Raw genomic sequence first — 18456 nt, forward strand, 5'->3', positions numbered from 1 at the left:
GTTACTTCTCCTCCTTGTTTGATTCAATCATTTGAATAAGTCTTTCAGCTGCTGCTTCCGCAAACTTTGGATTATTCACATCTGTATCCATTTCTTCCACAGTTACTCGTTCAGAATCAATATGTTTTTTGAGTGTATTAAATAACGCTTGATCTTCTTCAGGTCCGTAAAAGGCTTGTTCCTCTACATCTAAACCAGAAAGTCCTTTTAGCGGTAACATTAAAGTAGTTTGTCCTTTTGTCATATTTAATTTCTGTGCAATCACTTCGCCGATTTGTTTATTTTCTTCTTTAGTCGTACGCATCAAAGTGACCGTTGGATTATGTTTGTAAAATTTACGTCCGGCAAATTTTTCAGGGACAGATTCATAAGGTCCAAAATTAGCCATATCCATCGCACCCACGGACACCACTTGCGGCACATTTGCTTTAGCTGCCGCTTCGAGACGGTGTGGCCCCGCATTTAAGACGCCACCGATGAGTTCATCCGCCCATTCAGTCGTTGTTATATCAAGCACACCTACAAAAAAGCCTTCTTCAATTAAACTTTCCATCGTTTGGCCACCAATACCGGTCGCATGGAAAATCAACACTTCATAGCCCCGGTCTTCCAAATAACTTTTAGCATGATTGATGCAGGACGTGGTCAATCCAAACATCGATGCGGCAATAAGTGGTTTCTTATGGTCATCCGAATCGGCTAAAGCTTTATCTTGAAAATCTAACATCCCAGCAATCGCAAAGACCGCCTGACGAAAGACCTTCGTAGATATGACATTTAATCCCGCTACATCAACAATAGAAGGAATCATCACTAGGTCACTCGTGCCGATATAAGGTTGAGTGTTACCTGACGCGACTGTTGACACCATCACTTTTGGAACACCTATCGGCAATGCCCGCATTCCTGGAGTAACAATCGACGTCCCACCAGTGCCACCGAATGACAGAACTCCATCAAATTTACCTTGTTCATACAACTCAGGCAGTAATTTTTCCATCCCTTCTGCCAATACTCTCGTTGCTTCGGCACGATCTTTTCGCTTGGCAAGCTGTTCAATCTCTACGCCAGCCGCTTCAGCAACTTGAACGTTGGAAACATCCGCTTCAATTTCTGACGGAAATACACCTGTATTGATTAAAAGTGTGTCAAATCCCAGTGATTCTATCACCTCTTTAACGTATGAAAATTCTTTTCCTTTTGAATCGAGAGTTCCAGCTAAAGCAATCGTCTTAGACAAGTGAATCTCCCCTTCCAATATAATCTGTCATGTTTTAGTACATCTCTATGATAACGCTTACTTCATTGAATTAAAATGTCTTTATGTTAGTAAAATATGGTTTTATGTTATATCACTTTAAAAAACAACATAGAAAGGAAGATTCTTCGTTAAAACAACGATTTCAACACAACTTAACTAAAAAGAGATCATCTTAACGGTCACCTCTTTTCTAGTTTGTAGTTTAATTAATCTTAACTTTTTACCGCTTTCACCGCATAATTCTCCGGGCCTTCGTACACTAATTCCGCTTTAAATCCACCTTCCTTTAATAAACGCACCATTTTTTCGGAAGGGACTCTAATCTCAAGTGGTGGGCCTGACTCGGTTTCCACAGCCTCCCAGTCCACTAACAATAATATTCCATCTGGTGTAAGAATTCGTTTCATTTCATTAATAGCATTATTTATATCGCCCACTTCATGAATAACAAACGTATTTAATACCCGAGTGACTGACTCATCTGGTAAATTAATACTTTCAAGATCACTTTCGAGCATTTTAATATTATCAAGGTTTTCAGCTTCCGCATTTTCCTTTAGTCGTTTCAACATTTCTGGTTCGACATCCACTCCATAAACCGGTTTGTTCGTCATTTTCGCCAAAGGAATGGCGAACAAACCCGGACCCACACCTAAATCAGCAATTGAATCCTCTTCACCTACCTCTAAGTATTCAATTAATTTATGAGGTTGTAATTTATCTGTTCGTTCTTTACTCATTAACTTATCTGCATTTTTTGGATTAAATCGTTTACTATCCATGCTTCACACTCCTTGAAAAGTTTTTATAAATGGAATCTAGATTACGTACTTCTCTCCATTATCGATCTCAACTTATCATACGTCCACTATCTAAACTTACCTTCTATATTTTAAACAATATTATTAAATTCATGCTAGGTGCAAACATCAATATAAAACGAATGACAAAAAACGGGAACAGAGACAATATAGCCCAGTTCCCGTTTTTCAAATCATTTATTCTGTTGGGACAACTTCTGCCCATTTATATTCATATTTAGGTCCAAATGGTCGGCTGATGATACCGTCAATTTTAGGATCGATGAGTTGTGAGCGACCATTTTGATATAGTGGCACAACGGGTACATCTTCCGCCAGTATTTTTTCAGCCTCTAAAAAGGCATCGAAACGTTTTTCTGGATCAAGGGCGAGTTCATCCACGGTACTCTTGACTAATTCATCGTATTCCTCATTTGAATAGCCCATCTTGTTATTTTGACCATCTGTTAACCATAGGTCCATCCATGTATATAAGTCTAGATAGGAAGGTCCCCATCCTGCAATTTGAATTTGATAATCCATATTATTATCTAAATCAATACGTTGTTCAAATGGCACTTGTTTCAAGGAAACAGATAAGCCAGGCAGATTCGTCTCCATTTGGTTAGCAAGATACTCACCTAGTGTTTTTGAAGTTTCCGTATCACCACTTAAGATTTCTAGCTCTAGTTCTTTTTCATCAATTTCTTCAAGACCCTTTTCCCACAATTCTTGAGCTTCTTCTGTGTCAAATGTTAATAGATCACCATTGATGTCACGGAAATCTTCTTCCGTTTCAGGTTGTTTAGCAAAATCTTGTGGAACAAATCCGTTCGATTCAAGAGAGCCATCATTCAACAATTCATCAACCAAAGCTTGTTTATCTATAGCTTTACTCAATGCTTTACGTATATTGACATTTGCGAGTGCTTCGGATTCAGTTTGATTTAACTTTAAATAATACAATGACGTCTCTGGTGTTACTACAAAATCATCTTGTACACTATACTGGTCAACAAAATCAGACGTTAAATCTGTTCGATCAACTTCACCACTTTCATACAAATCGACACCTGTTTGTGGATCTTTAATCACATTAAAATTTATTTTTTCCAATGACACGGCTTCTTCATCCCAATAATCTGGATTCTTTTCTAAAGTCCAAGAGTCTGACGTACTTTCCCAGTTGGTCATTAAGAAAGGCCCATTGGATAATAAATTATCATCGCTCGTTGCAAAGTCATCCCCTTGCTCCTCAACAAATTCTCGATTTAAAGGCATGAATGTACTTCGAGTCGTTAATGATTCAAAATAAGGTGTCGGTTTTTCAAGCGTTACGACCAAGGTATGATCTCCGTCTGCTTCAACTCCTAACTCATCAACCGACTTTTCTCCGTTGCTAACTGCTGTAGCATTTTTAATGACCCCATCCATTAGATACGGACCATATTCTGAGCCAGTATCAGGATTCACAGCGCGTCTCCATGCATAAACGAAATCATTTGCTGTCACTGGATCACCGTTTGCCCATTTAGCGTCTTCACGAAGATTAAACGTCCAAGTCAATCCGTCTTCACTTACGTCATGATCCATAGCCATTCCCGGCTCTATCTCCAAATCATCGCCTAGACGATACAACCCTTCGTTACTTGCACCGATAAATTCAAACGAAATGACATCTGTTCCCATATGAGGGTCCATGGTAGGTATAGAATCATTGCTAATCAAATTTATTTCCTGTTCTGTATCCGTCTCATTGTCTGCACTGCTTACCTCCTTGTCACCTCCACTACTACTCGAACAACCAGCGAGGGCTGTTCCTATCAAAATGCTAAATAATACAAGTAACATAATTCTTGATAGTTTTTTCATTTATGATCCTTCCTTTTCGTCCGATGTATTTTTTAAAAAAGATTTAATAAATTGCTCACCTTTGTGGGAAATGGTAGTTCCTGCTCTCCCCTGTCTTACAATGGTTAAATCAAGTTCTTGAAGCACTTCCAATCGTGCACGTAGTTGCTGTTCGGAAAGTTTTAAACCTTTTTCTTCGAGTCGTTTTTTTAACGCGTATCTTCCAAATGATAGATATTCCTTTTTCCCTTCATAAAAAGTCTTTAATATTGCAATGCTTTCTCCTAAGAATCCGTGTTCTTCTATTTTTGATATCATTCTATGATTCTCTTCTATTTCATTAAATTGTTGTTCATTCACGTTGTGACGAAGATAGTATGGTAGAAAATTGATTCCAATGGGATCTTCTTCCAATAAAGATAAATAAGTGATTACGTCATACAGCTCTTTGACATGACTTTCCCAATCGTATTCCTTGAAAAATTCGATGACGTCATCTGTAAAATTCATATCTACTCGCTGGATTCGCTGCTTCATATTTTCAATTAAGGGGAAAATATCTTCCTTCCGTTCAGATAAGGTCGGTAGAATAAGCATGTTTTCACGCAATAGATGAGAATCTTCATCATTAAATTCCTGATAACTTTTGGAACTCGTCGTGATCACTCTAGACATAAACAGACCTTCACCCAATATTTGAAACAAATTTTTTAATGCTATTAATGAAAGATGTTCGATATTTTCAATACAAATCGTTCTTTTTTCACCAACATCCAGAAAGTTTCCTGAATCATGATGCCGACTTTTCCGACTTGAGCTGAGCAAAGCTGTTTCGATATCATCCCAGTCTGTGGACTCACAATTCATCGAATGAAAGGGTAAGCCCTTATTAACGGAATGATTATGGATGGCTTGTGCCAACATACTCTTCCCCGTTCCCGGTGCTCCTTCAATATGAATATGTCTTATACTGTTATCATCAGCGTATTGTTTAGCAAGTCGGACCGTTTCATTCATCTTTTTACTTGTACTGATTATATCTTTAAAATGATACTCTGCAGCGTAAGGAGTATTTTCTATTTTATTAATCTCATCATTATTATGAGTGGATAACGACACACACGCTTTAAAATAACGTCTAACAATTTGAGATTTCTCGTAATCGATTTGAAGTAAATTGATTATCTCTTCGATCGTGTTAAAATCAAGCACTCTTGGGCCTATGTCAATGACATTGGATAAGCCTTTTGGCAGAATATCCCCTTCTCCAGGAGTCACGATATAGTCGATGTCTTTAGGGATTGGTTTTGCAGGCAAATACGCTTCATAGTTATGTTCAAACACCGTTTCACGTAAAGACTCTACCGTTTCATCTGTATTTGACTTATTATCATTGACCACTAAAACTTGTTGGCCGGAAGGAAGATTTAACAACTTTTGCGTGTTCACGTAGTTGATATCACGATGCCCGACTACGACAGGACACTTCTCAGGTATCACTTGATCGACCAGCCCTTTAATAAGAGGACTCGAGATAACTACAATATCGTTTGGTGATATGGTATGAGGATGTATATTCTTTACGGTGACTGAATTGATTTCCGCTTTATCCCCAATAATTTTCTTAATTTGCTTTGTAATGATATCTAAATATTTTTCTTGTATCGCTATGATACTGACGTTTTTAATAACCATTGATTCAGCCCCTAAGCCAAAGTCATTTGATTTAACTGGAATGAAGGAATTAACTCCCCGATGATTTCATCTCTCGCATTTTTTAATTTTGGATGATGATACTCTTTCAACTCTTCCTTCTGATGATCTGTCAACAATCCAAGCTGTACGAGTGCCTCCATTGCAGCAGGGTAGACTGCCCTTCCATTACCATCGGCCACTTTCACGGAAACTCCTAAGCCAGTTTCCATATCGCCAATACAATAAACCCCTTCAGCACCAGCTTTACCAAAGAATCTTCCTTCTCCTACTCTCATAAAATCTGTACAAAATCGATCTGTTCCTCCTACCATTTCCGGGGCAGCTGCCATGGCTTTCGTTACCCTCTTAGCATACTCGCCCATTTCTTTTCCTAATGTTTCAGGCTTGGCCAGTCTAGCAAAGCCATATGCTAGACTTTTCAAAGGAATACCATGGACAGGGACACCACATCCATCCACACCCATTTCAATATCATTTTTAGGATAATCACAAACGTCACTAATCGTCTGCAAGATCCGCTGTTGAACGGGATGATCCAACTTATAATAGGTTTCAATAGGTTCGTTCATAAATTTAGCAGTAGCTAACATCCCCGCGTGCTTCCCGGAACAATTATTATATAAGGGCGTGACTTCTTCATGATTTAAAATAAGATTTTTATATGCCTCTTCCCAACGTGGTTTATGAGTACCACACTTCAAATCAGTACCATCAAGCCCTGCACGTTTCAAAATTGATAACACGCGATTAGTATGCATATCTTCACCATTATGCGAAGCAGTGCAAAGCGACAGATCAGCATCACTGAAATCGTAATGATCGGCTGCCCCCGTTGCTACTATCGGGATCGCTTGAAGTGGCTTCATAGAAGAACGAGCATAAATTTTCTTATCCACTTCCCCAAGTTGATGTAACAACTTACCCTCAGCATTAACTACCGCGATATGTACATGATGAACACTTTCTATATTATGACCTCTACGTACTTTAATTAAATTTTCATTTTTAATCAATTAACTCTCCTCCTAATATTCGGATTATTTATATAATAAACTAACCTTTAACCAATTACAACCTATTTATTTGAAAATTTTAAAATAGGTTGTATGTAGTGCAAGCAAATCCGAGAGATGATTAGTATTCTTTTTAAAAAACATCGCAATTAGCTGTTCGTTTGTCTTAATGTGAATCACATTAATTGATGCCCTGAAAAAAATAGCCATTGGTGTAATATTCCAATGACTATTTTTTAGCTTTATACTTTTTATCCTACATTAATTTATGAAAATGTATTTTTTTGTCGAGTCTGGCCGGTGCTATCATCGCAATAACACAAAAAAGCAACCCACTTACCGTCTGGTGATTGTAAGAGTTAGGTTACTTTTCTCTAGTCGTTTTTCATTGAAATATGCGTCATATCGTACACGAGAACACCTGCATATTTAAATCTTTATTTATATATCACGTTGAATCTCGTTGACCTTATCGACATCCAAACCCGTGGAGTCCGCGACAAACTTAACACCCATACCTTTTTCTAATAGACGACGTGCAATCATTTCCCTTTCCTCTTGTTTTCCTTCTTGTATTCCTTCTTGTATTCCCTTTTGTATTCCTTCTCGTTTACCTTTTCTTTCTGCTTCTTGTTCACGCAATTCTGCTTCCCGCTTGGCTGCTTCTTCATCCATAATTCGCTTCAGACGACCTTCATAAGCTTCTCGTTGTTCCCGTTCCATACTTAGGTTTTCCCAGTTTTCAAATGTTTCCTTCATTAACTCATCTTTCACAGCTATCCCCTCCAGTTCCCGATAAATATCTTCATAGACCTTATCATTTCTAGAGTCAACCATACCAAGTAGCAGCAGCCATCTTGCCAGCACATCATTCCACGGATCAAGCTTATCCGCTTTCCAATCCTTCATTAATTTCTTCATCTCAATAAAATGAAATTCCATCTCATTTGTCAATTTGAATTGATCTTCATCTTCATATAAATGGTATGAAGTATGAAAGCGTTCGGTTTGACTAAATATACTAAAGTTGAGAATGTTTATGGCTATTACCGGACGCAATTCCTTATATGCCATTCCCTTTCCTAGTGGAACCGAATACATTTTAGACCAATAATAAATAGAGCGTTTAATCATATCATATTGGTTTGTAAATTGAATTTCAACGTTTATCTGTTCTCCCGCACTGGTAATGACCAACAAATCCAATCTTGATTGCTTATCCCCTACATATTCCTGATTAACTTCCGTATTCATAAAAGCAATATCTTTAATTCGATTTCTGCCTGTTTTTTGTAAGATTGCATTTAGAAATACAACTGTAATCTCCTTGTTTTTTTCATTTCCAAACAGTTGTTTGAAAGCATAATCAATTTTCAAATCCATCAACTGGTCTAGGGGGATACGCCTGAGTAACCTTGTTCGTTTCTTTCCTCGCTTAGAATATTTGTTTCGCTCTTCCATTACTCGTGTAATGTTCGAGCTGTTAAAGCCTTTTTCATTGATCAGATAAGATAATGTCATAGGTACACGTCCTTTAAATGGTATGGGGACTTGACAGGAAGTATATCTAAAAATATTATAACAAAAACCCACGATGCAAACAAATGTTCTGCATATTTGATAACATAGAAAATAATGAATAGAAATCCAAAGGGCAGATCCCAAAATCTACTTTAATTCTTATTTCGAATCTGATCGGTTCCATAATCGCAGTAACACAAAAAAAGTAACCCACTTACCATCCGCCGATTGTAAGAGTTAGGTTACTTTCCCTGATTTGTGAAGAATAACTACATTTAAATATGTAGCAAGTACTATAACACTTACTTTTATGCTGTTAATTATCATACTGTCATGTAGTTTGATTATGTGATAATTTCATGACGTTAAGTTTAGCGGAGTTTTACACAAGCATCTCTCTTTCATTCTACTCCAGGCAGTATCGTTAATGTTTTTTCATTCGCATCTAATCTTGCTTCTACGCCAAGTGGAACGGCAAAGTGTGGTTCACAATGGCCTATTTTAAATCCTTTGACGACAGGTACTTGAAGCGGTTTCAAATAATGATCTAACACTTCATCTAATGTCAGGGTCCACTTTTTCTTTGTTTCGACATTGGCAAAGTCACCGACAACGACACCTGCAAGATCCTTCAACTTACCCGCCATACGTAACTGATTCAACAATCCGTCGACACGTGCAGGTTCTTTTCCGATATCTTCAACAAGTAGTAACTTACCAGCCGTCTCAATTTCAAATTGTGTCCCGATCGTCCGAGTGAGTACAGATAAATTTCCTCCAATTAACTCGCCTCGCCCTACACCGGAATTGATTGTTTCTAATGGGGAAATTTCCTCTGTATAATGCAATTCCAACGGTTCAAATAATTGTTGGAACATCTTTTTTGATAGGTCTTCAAATGTGTCTTTCCCGATATTCGGCCCAAGCATTGGCCCGTGGAATGTCACTAGATTCGAATACATCCCCATCGCTGTATGGAGAAAGGTAATGTCGCTAAATCCCCAAAAGATTTTCGGATGTTCTTTCACAATTTGTAAATCAATTTGGTCCACAAGACGGCCAGCCCCGTAGCCGCCACTTGAACATATAATGCCCTTCACTTCGGGGTCTTGAAACAACGTCTCTATATCTTCAACACGTTCTTCATCAGTTCCAGCCAGATAACCATTAATATTTTTAGCGTGCTTCCCAAACTTCCACTTGAGCCCCAGCTCTTCAATAAATTGTAATGACCGTTTCAGTTCTTCTCTACCTGGTGGACTTGACGGTGACACAATACCAATTGTATCTCCTTTTTGTAAACGTTTTGGGCGAATTTTCATTTCCAAATCATTTTCCTCCTTAAAATAGTTCAATTTCTTTTTGACGTGAATAAACGTAATTATTTTCATGCAACTACTAACACGCATTGTACAACATTACATTAAAATGGAAAAACACAAGAATAAACCACCTTAATGAAAATCTCGGCGCTGTAATTTTCTTCATTTATTTAAACTCACAATTGTCAGATAAAGCCCAATGCCTCTCTAAAAAACTTTTTTTCACTTATTTCCATCATTTGGTCCTCTATAAGACCCGTGCGTAATTCTTCAATCAATTTGTCAACTGAAAATGGGCCTTTAACAATTTCCGAATTCAATTCTATCAGCTGAAAATCCTTTTTGTATCCCTTAACGTATCTTTTAGATGCATAATCAGCTCCTTGCATTTCTTTTAAAACACGATCCTTATCGCCCCAATTAGTGATATGTTTCCTCTGTTTTCTGTAGCGCCAACCCTTTAGGATTTTAGTGACAAGTGGCCTAGCTCGCTCTCCATCTTCTATTAAGATACTGTCCAGTTGTTTTCTAAGTAGGCGCCATGACCGTAACGTTTGTCGGCTTTCATTTATAAATTCAGCGGAGAGTCTATCTGTCTCTATGCTTTTAAGCTGGTTTCTAAACTCCTCTACCTTTGACGCTAAGTCAGCGATAATAATACTTAAACGATAAATTTCTTCAAAATAATAAAGATGGAAAGCCATAGCTTCATTTTCTTCTTCTGACAAAACAGGCTTTAACTCTTGAACAATCGCTTTAAATCCTTCAATCATCGGTTCATGCTTTTTCTTATCCGCTTGCTTCTGGTCAAATTTTATGTTCCTTTTAGATAGATCATATAAGTCCAGATAAACAAAATAATTAAAACACTCTTTGGTAATACTTTTATCTTTCACAATTTGCCCATCTTCTTGGCACACCAGCATTTTACGAGACCTTTTTCTATCCAATGTATTACGTAAAATACGATAGTACTTTCCCTCAACTTCTAATAACACACTCATTTCAGCTAATTCGGTAATCTTTTCATGTGGAGCCCATGCTTCTTCATATATACCTGATATTGGTTTAAAAGCTAGAAACTTTTTAGACATTTAATTCTCCTTAACCTTTGAAATAAGGCTCATTTATGTGATAATTAAATTTATTTGAAACGTCGATTAGGAGATAAAACCCATTGTTTATGGATAAACAAATTGACATCTAAATCAATCGTCATCCGCAAAGTATACACATGATTCAATTCGTAATATTAGGGTCAAGACCCTTTAAGCCCATCTTCACTTATGGATTCACTTCTTGGTATTCGTCTTTATATAATTGATGTTGTCTTCTAGTTGGAGGATGTCTTTTTTTGTCTTTAGCAATGTTGGCCTCCTTTTCATACTCTTATCAGATTCTAAATACAATCACTTTAGTAAGTTTACATTCTTTAAAAATAAGGTATACTATAAATAGAGGCACATAACATATAACAAGACCGCACCATGCTGATACATGGAGCGGTCAAGCGTGTAACAGCTCTTCAAGGGAGCGACTCGCATTAGAGTATTAAAATAATCACCCAAATCGCTGGTCAGGCTAAAGGGTGATTATTTTTTATCTGACAGAATTGACACGATTAACACGAGCCATCACCCATGAAAGCCTTATTACACTTGGTACAAGTATAGCATAATCACCATTAATTGAGAGAATACTACCTCATTTTTATTCAATTTCAAAACAAACTACAATATGATCCCACTGCTAAAAGTACTTGGACGAAGTATCTATGGTCAGACCCCTACTGCCCACCAAGGAAGATGAATAGATAATTCAACTAAAAAGTATAAGGCTCGGTCACTGTTCACCGAGACCGAGCCTTATACTTTAATGGTAAATCTTAAAAACTACTTATCAAGTTCAACCTCAATATCTATTTCTTCACCTACATCTTCAAAGTTCTCATCTGAGGCCGCACTAAAAATCAATCGAATGGAATCTACATCTTCTGCAACAGAGTTTTCAAGAATATAAATTGATGTCCCCGATTTATTTACCTCTCCAAAGTACTCCCCATCAATATGGTCACTCATTAACATGTCTGGCTCTAACTGCTCGCCAGTAGAAGTTGTCATGATAGCTTGAGATGCATAGAATGTAATATTATCATCTGATGTATTTTCTACTTGTAAATCCACTTGAATATATTCCAGCTGATCCGTTTCAAAGAAATCATGATATTCATCACTCACGCCCATCGATACTCCGTTTGCTTTCTCGACCGTTAACTTTATCGGTCCTGATTCAAATGTGCCAACATCATCTGTTCTGCTAACTAAGGTCGCTTCACCCGCTTCATTCGTGATAACAAGAAAGATATAAATATTGTAATATCAATAAGATTAAAGAATTAAATAACGAATAAACTCTTTCCCCGGTATCTGCGGAAATGATGTGTTTTCTATTTACGAATAGCGCCTGTGCACACACAAGCGCTATTCAGTAAAACTCCGACATTTATTAGTCGCTTTTCGTTTTTTAAAATTCAACCAGGCCCAGATTCAACTCCCATTCCTAGGTTTAACTACAACTGTTCTTTCAACTTTTCAACGTCCTTCATATCCAAATGTGTAACTTCTGCTATAAGGTCCATATCCAACCCTTTTCTTAGCATTTCCATCGCCACTTCTTTTTTAGCTTTTGCTTTCCCCTTCTCCTCATATGAAATCGGCAATTCCTTAATCCACTCCGCCTCTTCTTTAGGTAAGTTTTCCACTTCCTTCATCAGCTCTTCCTCCTCTTCTTCTGTTAATTGTAAATAGGTTTCAAAAAATCCGTAAATTAGACGTTCTTTCGCGGGGTTAAGTTCCATTCTCGTTATCATACGTAGAAATTCCTTCTTTACCTGTACCCGTTCTTTTTCTGTATAACCCATTTTACTTAAAAGCGCGGCGGCTGCAGGATTGTCGGAACGGATATAATTCCTCCAATTCTTTTTTCGTAAATGAAGGGTCATGTAGTTGAATGTCAAAACGTTGAAGAAAGGAAATTTCATCGTATACTGTTTTTCTTCCCAGTCTTCCTCATAACTAAAAACGGCTATGGGGATGATTGGTTTCTGATACTTATTGTACAGTAGACTGAAATAATGATACATTCGTTCATGAAAATCGTCCTGCTTATAACTTTGTGGCTCGATGTGTACGATAACAGCGACATCTTTTCCTTTAAGCGTTGTTTCCACAACAATATCAAGACGGCGGGTGCTTCCTTCGATCATGTCTGTGTATACTTCGTCTCGTATGGGCTTTATGGCTTGTAAATCAATGTTGTCGTGAACGTCAGGAAAGAATACTTCAAGAAATTCCTTGATAAATGTGTTGATGAGTTCTTTAAATAATTGATCATGTTTTGTGTAGGTCGTCTTAGAGGAATCTTCTTTGATTAATAGTGGCATGGCCGCCATTTTATCACGTCCCTTGGAGAGTTTTAGAGGATGGGAACTTGAGTGAAATATCTGATTATAATATAGCATGTTTCTGAATGCAGAACAAACGTTTCGAACGTCCAGAATATGCCATATGGAGAGAGAAGATTGTCTTACATCCCTTTTATATAAATTAGCCAGGTTCCATATTAAAATAATAATACCAAAATAATAATATATTAACGATATAACTTTTTTGAAGGCATTGGTCATGCCATCAATCCGACCTGATTTAAGAAATAATTACAGAGAAATACTGGAATTATGCGACAACTATAATGAACCCGTTTTCATTACCAAAAATGGTCAAGGAGAAGCTGTGATGGGCATTAATTCATATGAAAAGCTTGTCGGTAAGTTCGAACTTCACCAATTAATCAACATAGGTAACATTGCATTAGAGAAAAAGAAAGTCAGACCTTTCAATGAAGCAATGGACGATTTAGAAAAGAATCTATAAAGTGAGTATACAAATTTTATCTTGACTTATGCTATAGGAATTTCAGTCACTATGCTAAAAAGTGCTCCAACAGAATTTTCGAAAACACACATCTGTTGGAACATCTTACCTTTTCAACCATGATTTTTGATGGATTTATCAAGGTCTGTATATCTTAATTTTATATTTTCACCACTAACCCTTTAAACTTCTCATAATTCACTTTCACCCCATCATCCAGATCAATGTCAATTTGCACATCCGCTAAATGATGCAGTTTTTCATCGTTTATTTTCAGTTCTTCTATTTCCTTCTCGACTGATGTGAATTCTATTTTGCATCTCGGATTTCTTCAGCTATGGACTCTTCTTCTATCACAGCAAGCAAGTCTTTTCCTTCCGCTTCATAGCGCACTTGGACATCATGCAAGTAATCTGTACGAATCCTTGATAAGGTCGTCTTGTCGTAACGATGCATGTAAATAAGACAATTAAATGCCTTCTCTCTCCCAAAAGTAAATAATCAATAAATGGGACGATTTTTATATGTTCGTACATGGTCTTTATAAAAATTGTTTAAGAAATAACGACACTGTGTCTCTCTTGCTGTTTCATTTTTCCTGCGTCCAATCGCATCCGCCACAAAGTCAAGATTCTCTTCTATGTCTCTTCACTATAAGTTGTCTACGAACGAAACAAATCGTGTCACGATATCATCTTCAAAATAGGCTCCAGGTAATATGGTAGAAAGAGATACTAGGCACCGGTTAAATTCAGTTTTTTTATGTAAGTTTATTCCATTATCGCATAATAAGTATGGCCGTCATAATTATCATAGATACCTTTTATATTTTCTCTAGTGTCCAGATACTTTTGTAAGAACTTAGTTATTGCATGTTGTCCATAGGTTATTTCATTAGGTAAACCTTTAATTATTAAGTAGTTAATAATATCATAAATAGGTATACAGAACTCCTGCTCCCTTAGAAATCGCTCAATATCTCTGCGATGTCTTTTTTCAAAATAGGATATCGGATCGACGGAACCAATCAATATCCTATATATTTCTCCATTCTTTATTTCATAGCTAGACCCCTGATGTTCCCAAATAAAACCTTTCAAATGTTTTTTCTTAACCTTTAACTCTTGGATCTTATCATATAGATAATTCACCTGTTCGTTCTTTTGTTAATCAAAATATATTGATGTCTTAAAGAGCGGCCACATTCACATTGAATATCCTCACGCTTTTTTCCACGATCAATATAGCGATAAAAAGACCAATTTCCGGTTCCTTTATACTTTGCACTTGATCCAACTCAGTCCTTCATCTTCTTCTACTTCGTGAGTAATTCCCAAGGTTTCCTCCAAATCTTTCTCTAAAAGAGCGGTCCGCATCACTGTTCGGGGAATATACTGTCCTATATAACTCTGAGTCCAAAAAGTCTTTTCTCAACAGGTCTTCTGTTAAATCATTTCCCGTTTTCTTCAAAGATTTGTATTGTTTCCTTTTCTTTCTTTTTCTATCCAACGTATTTTCTATTTTAGGCCGAATATTTTTGTCGTAGTAATCTGGATTTAATTGGTTGGATATTTCAACTTTTATTTGAAATTGATTTGATTTGTATTTTATGGTGTATTTATCATTTTCTTTTTTTATACTTTGTATAGGCAGATACCTATCGATGAGGATATCAAAAGTTTCTTCCTTAAAGATAATGTGGGCAATATCCCTTTTTACATCCATTCTATTTTCGATAATCTTTTTATCTATCTCAATACCCACTGACAGCCATTGGCGATTATTTTCCCTTTCCAATGCAAGAACATATTTGTCATCTACCAAGTGTAGATCTTTCAAGGATAAATTTACTATATGAACCTCATGCCTTGGACGAGGTTGAATAAATAACCTAACCTGAACTTTTATTAAATTTTTTTCCATCACATTTATATACATCCCTCTGAGAATATAAATTCAGCTTAAAATACAGACAGAGAAAATCTCTGCCTGTAAATATTATAGCTAACCAAAAATTTTCCTGAATAGTTTACCCGTTGCCTTCCCTGCAGCGCGTCTACCTATTCTCCTCGTTACTTTACCACGTTTTATTGCATTAATATCATTCGATATACGTAATACCTTATACAAAGTGGATTTAAATTTCATTACATCTCATCCTTTATTTTAAAGAGTCTCATAAACTATATTTTTGTTTTGATTTTTCCCCATCACACTCAACCGCCAATCTATCCGGAATACCTTCTATCAGGAAGTGACAGGAATCTAACCGCATCCACCGGATCTGTAATGGGGGTCAGACCCTTTCAATTCCTTTTATTCTTTATAAATGATATTTATAGCCTGTTCGTAGCACTTTAAAAACGCCATTTCATGCTTATGTGATGTTTCCATGTAATCTTCATCTTCTGGAAGTTCTAACAGATTTTCATTAATTGTGTTTAGTTTTTCAATGTCACCACTATTTTCGTTTAGCATTATTAAATTCTTATAAAGTGTTCTTTGTATTTCATAAGAACACTCTTTTAATTCAAATGCCTTAATTAATCTTTCTACACCTTCATTAAAAATTCTTTCAACGCTTATTGGAGCATCCAAACTTGACGGAACTAATTTGAGTTCAAGTTTCGTTTCTTTTATTAGATTAAGAATTTGATCTATATATTCATACCTCCTTTCATCGCTATCGCTAGTCCTACTTTCCATTAACTCCAAAATATCAAAATACTTCGTGTTAAATGATTCAGTAATCTCATTATATATTTCAAACCTAGCATGCAAATTATCAAAATATCTATCTTGATACCTACGTTTATCGGTTGATGTGCTACCAACTAACTTCCTAAGAAATTTACTAAACAAATTCCTCCCCCTTATTTGATATATGTTCTCCTGGTTCTTTAACAAAAAGTTTACTTAATAGAAATAACTAATAACTCCAAGACAGCATTTGCATCCCTTGAAGCTAACTGACTACCCAACGCCCAATCCCTTAAACACCGCATCAATCGGATCAGAATAAAAGATAGGCTGCACCTTAACAATCAACTCATTCGGTACCGTATATAAATCAGCAACCTGAGCAGCAGGGATCAGCACTTTCTTCGCACCTGCGTCCACACAGATTTGTAATAAATCAGCAAAATTATTCACTTTAGAGATTGTGCCTCCGACAGTCATATTGCCGATAATGACTGTACTTTCCTGAACTGGACGTTCCATTGCTGCAGAAAATAGGCCGATCAATTGAGCGACACCCAAATCCTCCGTTAAGCCAATTCCTTGAAGATCACTGACATGCATTAAATAATCTTTCGTTTTCGTCGTAATCGTTTGACTTACACTATTACTATTAGATGTAAAATAACGAAACGCTGTATCTAAACTTTCACGTGCCCCGCGATGTGATCCGATACCTGATTTCTCAAACTTTCCATCACCGCTAACAGCTTCATTTTCTAGTTTATAAACTCCAAGCATACCTGAATCACTTTGCCCAGCAACATAAACATGCCCTGGTCTACCAATGCCTTCAGGTATTAGCTTGCCTCCACCTTGTTCAGGAACCGAGACAAATTCCTCTTCCATTGTCTCCTTATCAATATAGGAAAACATGACATCATAAAACTCCATGCCACCAATTTTCTTTAATTGTTCCTTGACACGGCGACGGCCTTCAAGTGCATATTGCAATATCTCAGCAATATCTTCCTTTGTATAGTCGCCATGTGGATGTATTAACTTGATCATTCCTGAAACTGTCTTCCGAATAGCGATGGTGTCCCGCTGGTTCAGATGGCTTCCTAAGTTAAAGTATTTATCAACCGCATCTGTAAAAGATCGCTTCCGCATTTCTCTAAAATATTCAGCGATGTAATCCACGATAAAGCCATAATGATTCGTAAAAAAGTCGGGACGCATCTTTGGAATTTCCCAACCCGGTAAATAATAATGCATTCGATCAAAAAACGCCGAATCATTAGCCATTTCTTCAGGGAATGGAGCAAATAAATGAGACGTCTTCAATAAAACATCGATGCTCTGATTAATGTTCCCCACAAAAACCATCGATGCACTCGCGTTTTTCTCTTCTTTCCCGCGAGCAAACGATCCTGAAGCCATATAATCCTTCATAATTTGGATGCCGTCTTTATCTTTAAAACGAATACCTGCCACCTCATCGAAGGTCACACAATCCCACATACCCACTAGACCAATCGTGCGTGACGCCATATTGTAAAATAAATTTGCCACGGTCGTTTGGCCGCCTGATACTAAAATGGAGTTGGGAGACAATTCTTTATACACATGGGACTTACCTGTTCCACGTGGCCCGAGTTCACATAAGTTGAAATTATTCTCCACCAAAGGTACTAATCGAAGTAACAAATGCCATTTCACACGTTCTTCTAATTGCGTCGGCTCCATGCCAATCGAACGCATCAAAACATCAATCCACTCAATCTTAGTAAACTGAGATCTACCTTCAAAAATCTCACTCATATCCATATTAGGCATTTGAATCGGCTGCAGGGTGTTCACGGTGAAAGGACTGGTATTTCGTTCAAATTCATCATAAAAATAATCAACTTTTATCATGCACCATATGCCACCAACAAGCAGCTTGTCATATTCCTTAACAAATCCTGCTGGTACAGGCACACCCTTTAATCCCAAATTAGAAAACTCTGCCTCATAACGATCAAATTTCGGATTAAGTGCTACCGTGACCTTATCAATAATTGAATATTGCCCAAGCTCACGAATCCGCGATTTTATTTTCTCCGCCTCGTCAGGTCGAACAAAGTTATCCGATAAAATCTTCTTAACCTGCTCGACCCCTGCTGCGAGGCTTGTCTCATCATCTGTCGCAGCATACATCCCAAGCAAATACTCAAGGACATAGACAGGCACATTTGCCCCTTCTTTAATTAACTTAGTCAAATCTTTCCGCACGACACGCCCTGCAAAGGTCTCATTTAATTTCTCATCCAGTTTTTTTGTGTCATCAATTTGCTCCATTTGTCATGCCTCCCTTCA

At 37.1% G+C, this 18456-nt stretch carries 17 protein-coding genes; 1 reads left to right on the forward strand and 16 read right to left on the reverse strand.

All coding sequences use genetic code 11. The features are described 5' to 3' along the window. Window position 1 precedes the first annotated feature (1 nt). From KQI49_RS02985 to KQI49_RS03030, 10 genes are all read right to left on the reverse strand, one after another. Window positions 2-1240: a Tm-1-like ATP-binding domain-containing protein gene (locus KQI49_RS02985; protein WP_216486660.1), complete on the reverse strand. Its 1239-nt coding sequence runs from the start codon at window positions 1238-1240 to the stop codon at window positions 2-4. A gap of 233 nt (window positions 1241-1473) precedes the next feature. Next, a complete protein-coding gene (locus KQI49_RS02990; protein ID WP_216486662.1) occupies window positions 1474-2043 on the reverse strand; it encodes a class I SAM-dependent methyltransferase in 570 nt (189 codons plus the stop codon). Between the two features lie 216 nt (window positions 2044-2259). Further along, window positions 2260-3933 (reverse strand): peptide ABC transporter substrate-binding protein, encoded by a 1674-nt coding sequence (locus tag KQI49_RS02995; protein ID WP_216486664.1) that lies wholly within the window; start codon window positions 3931-3933, stop codon window positions 2260-2262. Beyond that, on the reverse strand, window positions 3934-5607 hold the full coding sequence (locus tag KQI49_RS03000) for a sigma 54-interacting transcriptional regulator (RefSeq protein WP_216486666.1): 1674 nt from the start codon (window positions 5605-5607) through the stop codon (window positions 3934-3936). An 11-nt stretch (window positions 5608-5618) separates the two neighbouring features. Beyond that, window positions 5619-6638 (reverse strand): asparaginase, encoded by a 1020-nt coding sequence (locus tag KQI49_RS03005; protein WP_216487013.1) that lies wholly within the window; start codon window positions 6636-6638, stop codon window positions 5619-5621. A gap of 444 nt (window positions 6639-7082) precedes the next feature. Further along, window positions 7083-8162: an Rpn family recombination-promoting nuclease/putative transposase gene (locus KQI49_RS03010; RefSeq protein ID WP_216486667.1), complete on the reverse strand. Its 1080-nt coding sequence runs from the start codon at window positions 8160-8162 to the stop codon at window positions 7083-7085. Window positions 8163-8563: 401 nt separating this feature from the next. After that, window positions 8564-9484: a S66 peptidase family protein gene (locus KQI49_RS03015; protein WP_216487015.1), complete on the reverse strand. Its 921-nt coding sequence runs from the start codon at window positions 9482-9484 to the stop codon at window positions 8564-8566. Window positions 9485-9669: 185 nt separating this feature from the next. Then, window positions 9670-10578, reverse strand: a complete 909-nt coding sequence (locus KQI49_RS03020) for a hypothetical protein (protein WP_216486669.1) — start codon at window positions 10576-10578, stop codon at window positions 9670-9672. A 798-nt stretch (window positions 10579-11376) separates the two neighbouring features. After that, window positions 11377-11721, reverse strand: coding sequence for a hypothetical protein (locus tag KQI49_RS03025; protein ID WP_216486671.1), 345 nt, complete (start codon window positions 11719-11721; stop codon window positions 11377-11379). Window positions 11722-12053: 332 nt separating this feature from the next. Next, entirely contained in the window at window positions 12054-12926 is an 873-nt protein-coding gene (locus tag KQI49_RS03030) for an Rpn family recombination-promoting nuclease/putative transposase (protein WP_216487017.1), read from the reverse strand. A 241-nt stretch (window positions 12927-13167) separates the two neighbouring features. On the opposite strand from KQI49_RS03030, the gene KQI49_RS03035 reads away from it, so the two are divergent. Then, on the forward strand, window positions 13168-13416 hold the full coding sequence (locus tag KQI49_RS03035) for a type II toxin-antitoxin system Phd/YefM family antitoxin (protein ID WP_216486673.1): 249 nt from the start codon (window positions 13168-13170) through the stop codon (window positions 13414-13416). A gap of 309 nt (window positions 13417-13725) precedes the next feature. Here KQI49_RS03035 and KQI49_RS03040 read toward each other — a convergent pair whose 3' ends face one another. The 6 genes from KQI49_RS03040 to brxL form a co-directional block, all read right to left on the reverse strand. Further along, entirely contained in the window at window positions 13726-13872 is a 147-nt protein-coding gene (locus KQI49_RS03040) for a hypothetical protein (RefSeq protein ID WP_216486675.1), read from the reverse strand. Between the two features lie 314 nt (window positions 13873-14186). Further along, complete coding sequence (locus tag KQI49_RS03045) at window positions 14187-14567, reverse strand: hypothetical protein (protein ID WP_216486677.1); 381 nt, start codon at window positions 14565-14567, stop codon at window positions 14187-14189. Window positions 14568-14721: 154 nt separating this feature from the next. Then, window positions 14722-15342: a hypothetical protein gene (locus KQI49_RS03050; RefSeq protein WP_216486679.1), complete on the reverse strand. Its 621-nt coding sequence runs from the start codon at window positions 15340-15342 to the stop codon at window positions 14722-14724. A 78-nt stretch (window positions 15343-15420) separates the two neighbouring features. Further along, window positions 15421-15564: a hypothetical protein gene (locus KQI49_RS03055; protein WP_216486682.1), complete on the reverse strand. Its 144-nt coding sequence runs from the start codon at window positions 15562-15564 to the stop codon at window positions 15421-15423. Window positions 15565-15732: 168 nt separating this feature from the next. Then, complete coding sequence (locus tag KQI49_RS03060; protein ID WP_216486684.1) at window positions 15733-16278, reverse strand: hypothetical protein; 546 nt, start codon at window positions 16276-16278, stop codon at window positions 15733-15735. A 111-nt stretch (window positions 16279-16389) separates the two neighbouring features. Further along, window positions 16390-18438: a protease Lon-related BREX system protein BrxL gene (gene brxL / locus KQI49_RS03065; RefSeq protein ID WP_216486686.1), complete on the reverse strand. Its 2049-nt coding sequence runs from the start codon at window positions 18436-18438 to the stop codon at window positions 16390-16392. Between the last annotated feature and the right edge of the window lie 18 nt (window positions 18439-18456).

The organism is Virgibacillus sp. MSJ-26 (assembly GCF_018918075.1).
Lineage (GTDB): Bacteria > Bacillota > Bacilli > Bacillales > Amphibacillaceae > MSJ-26.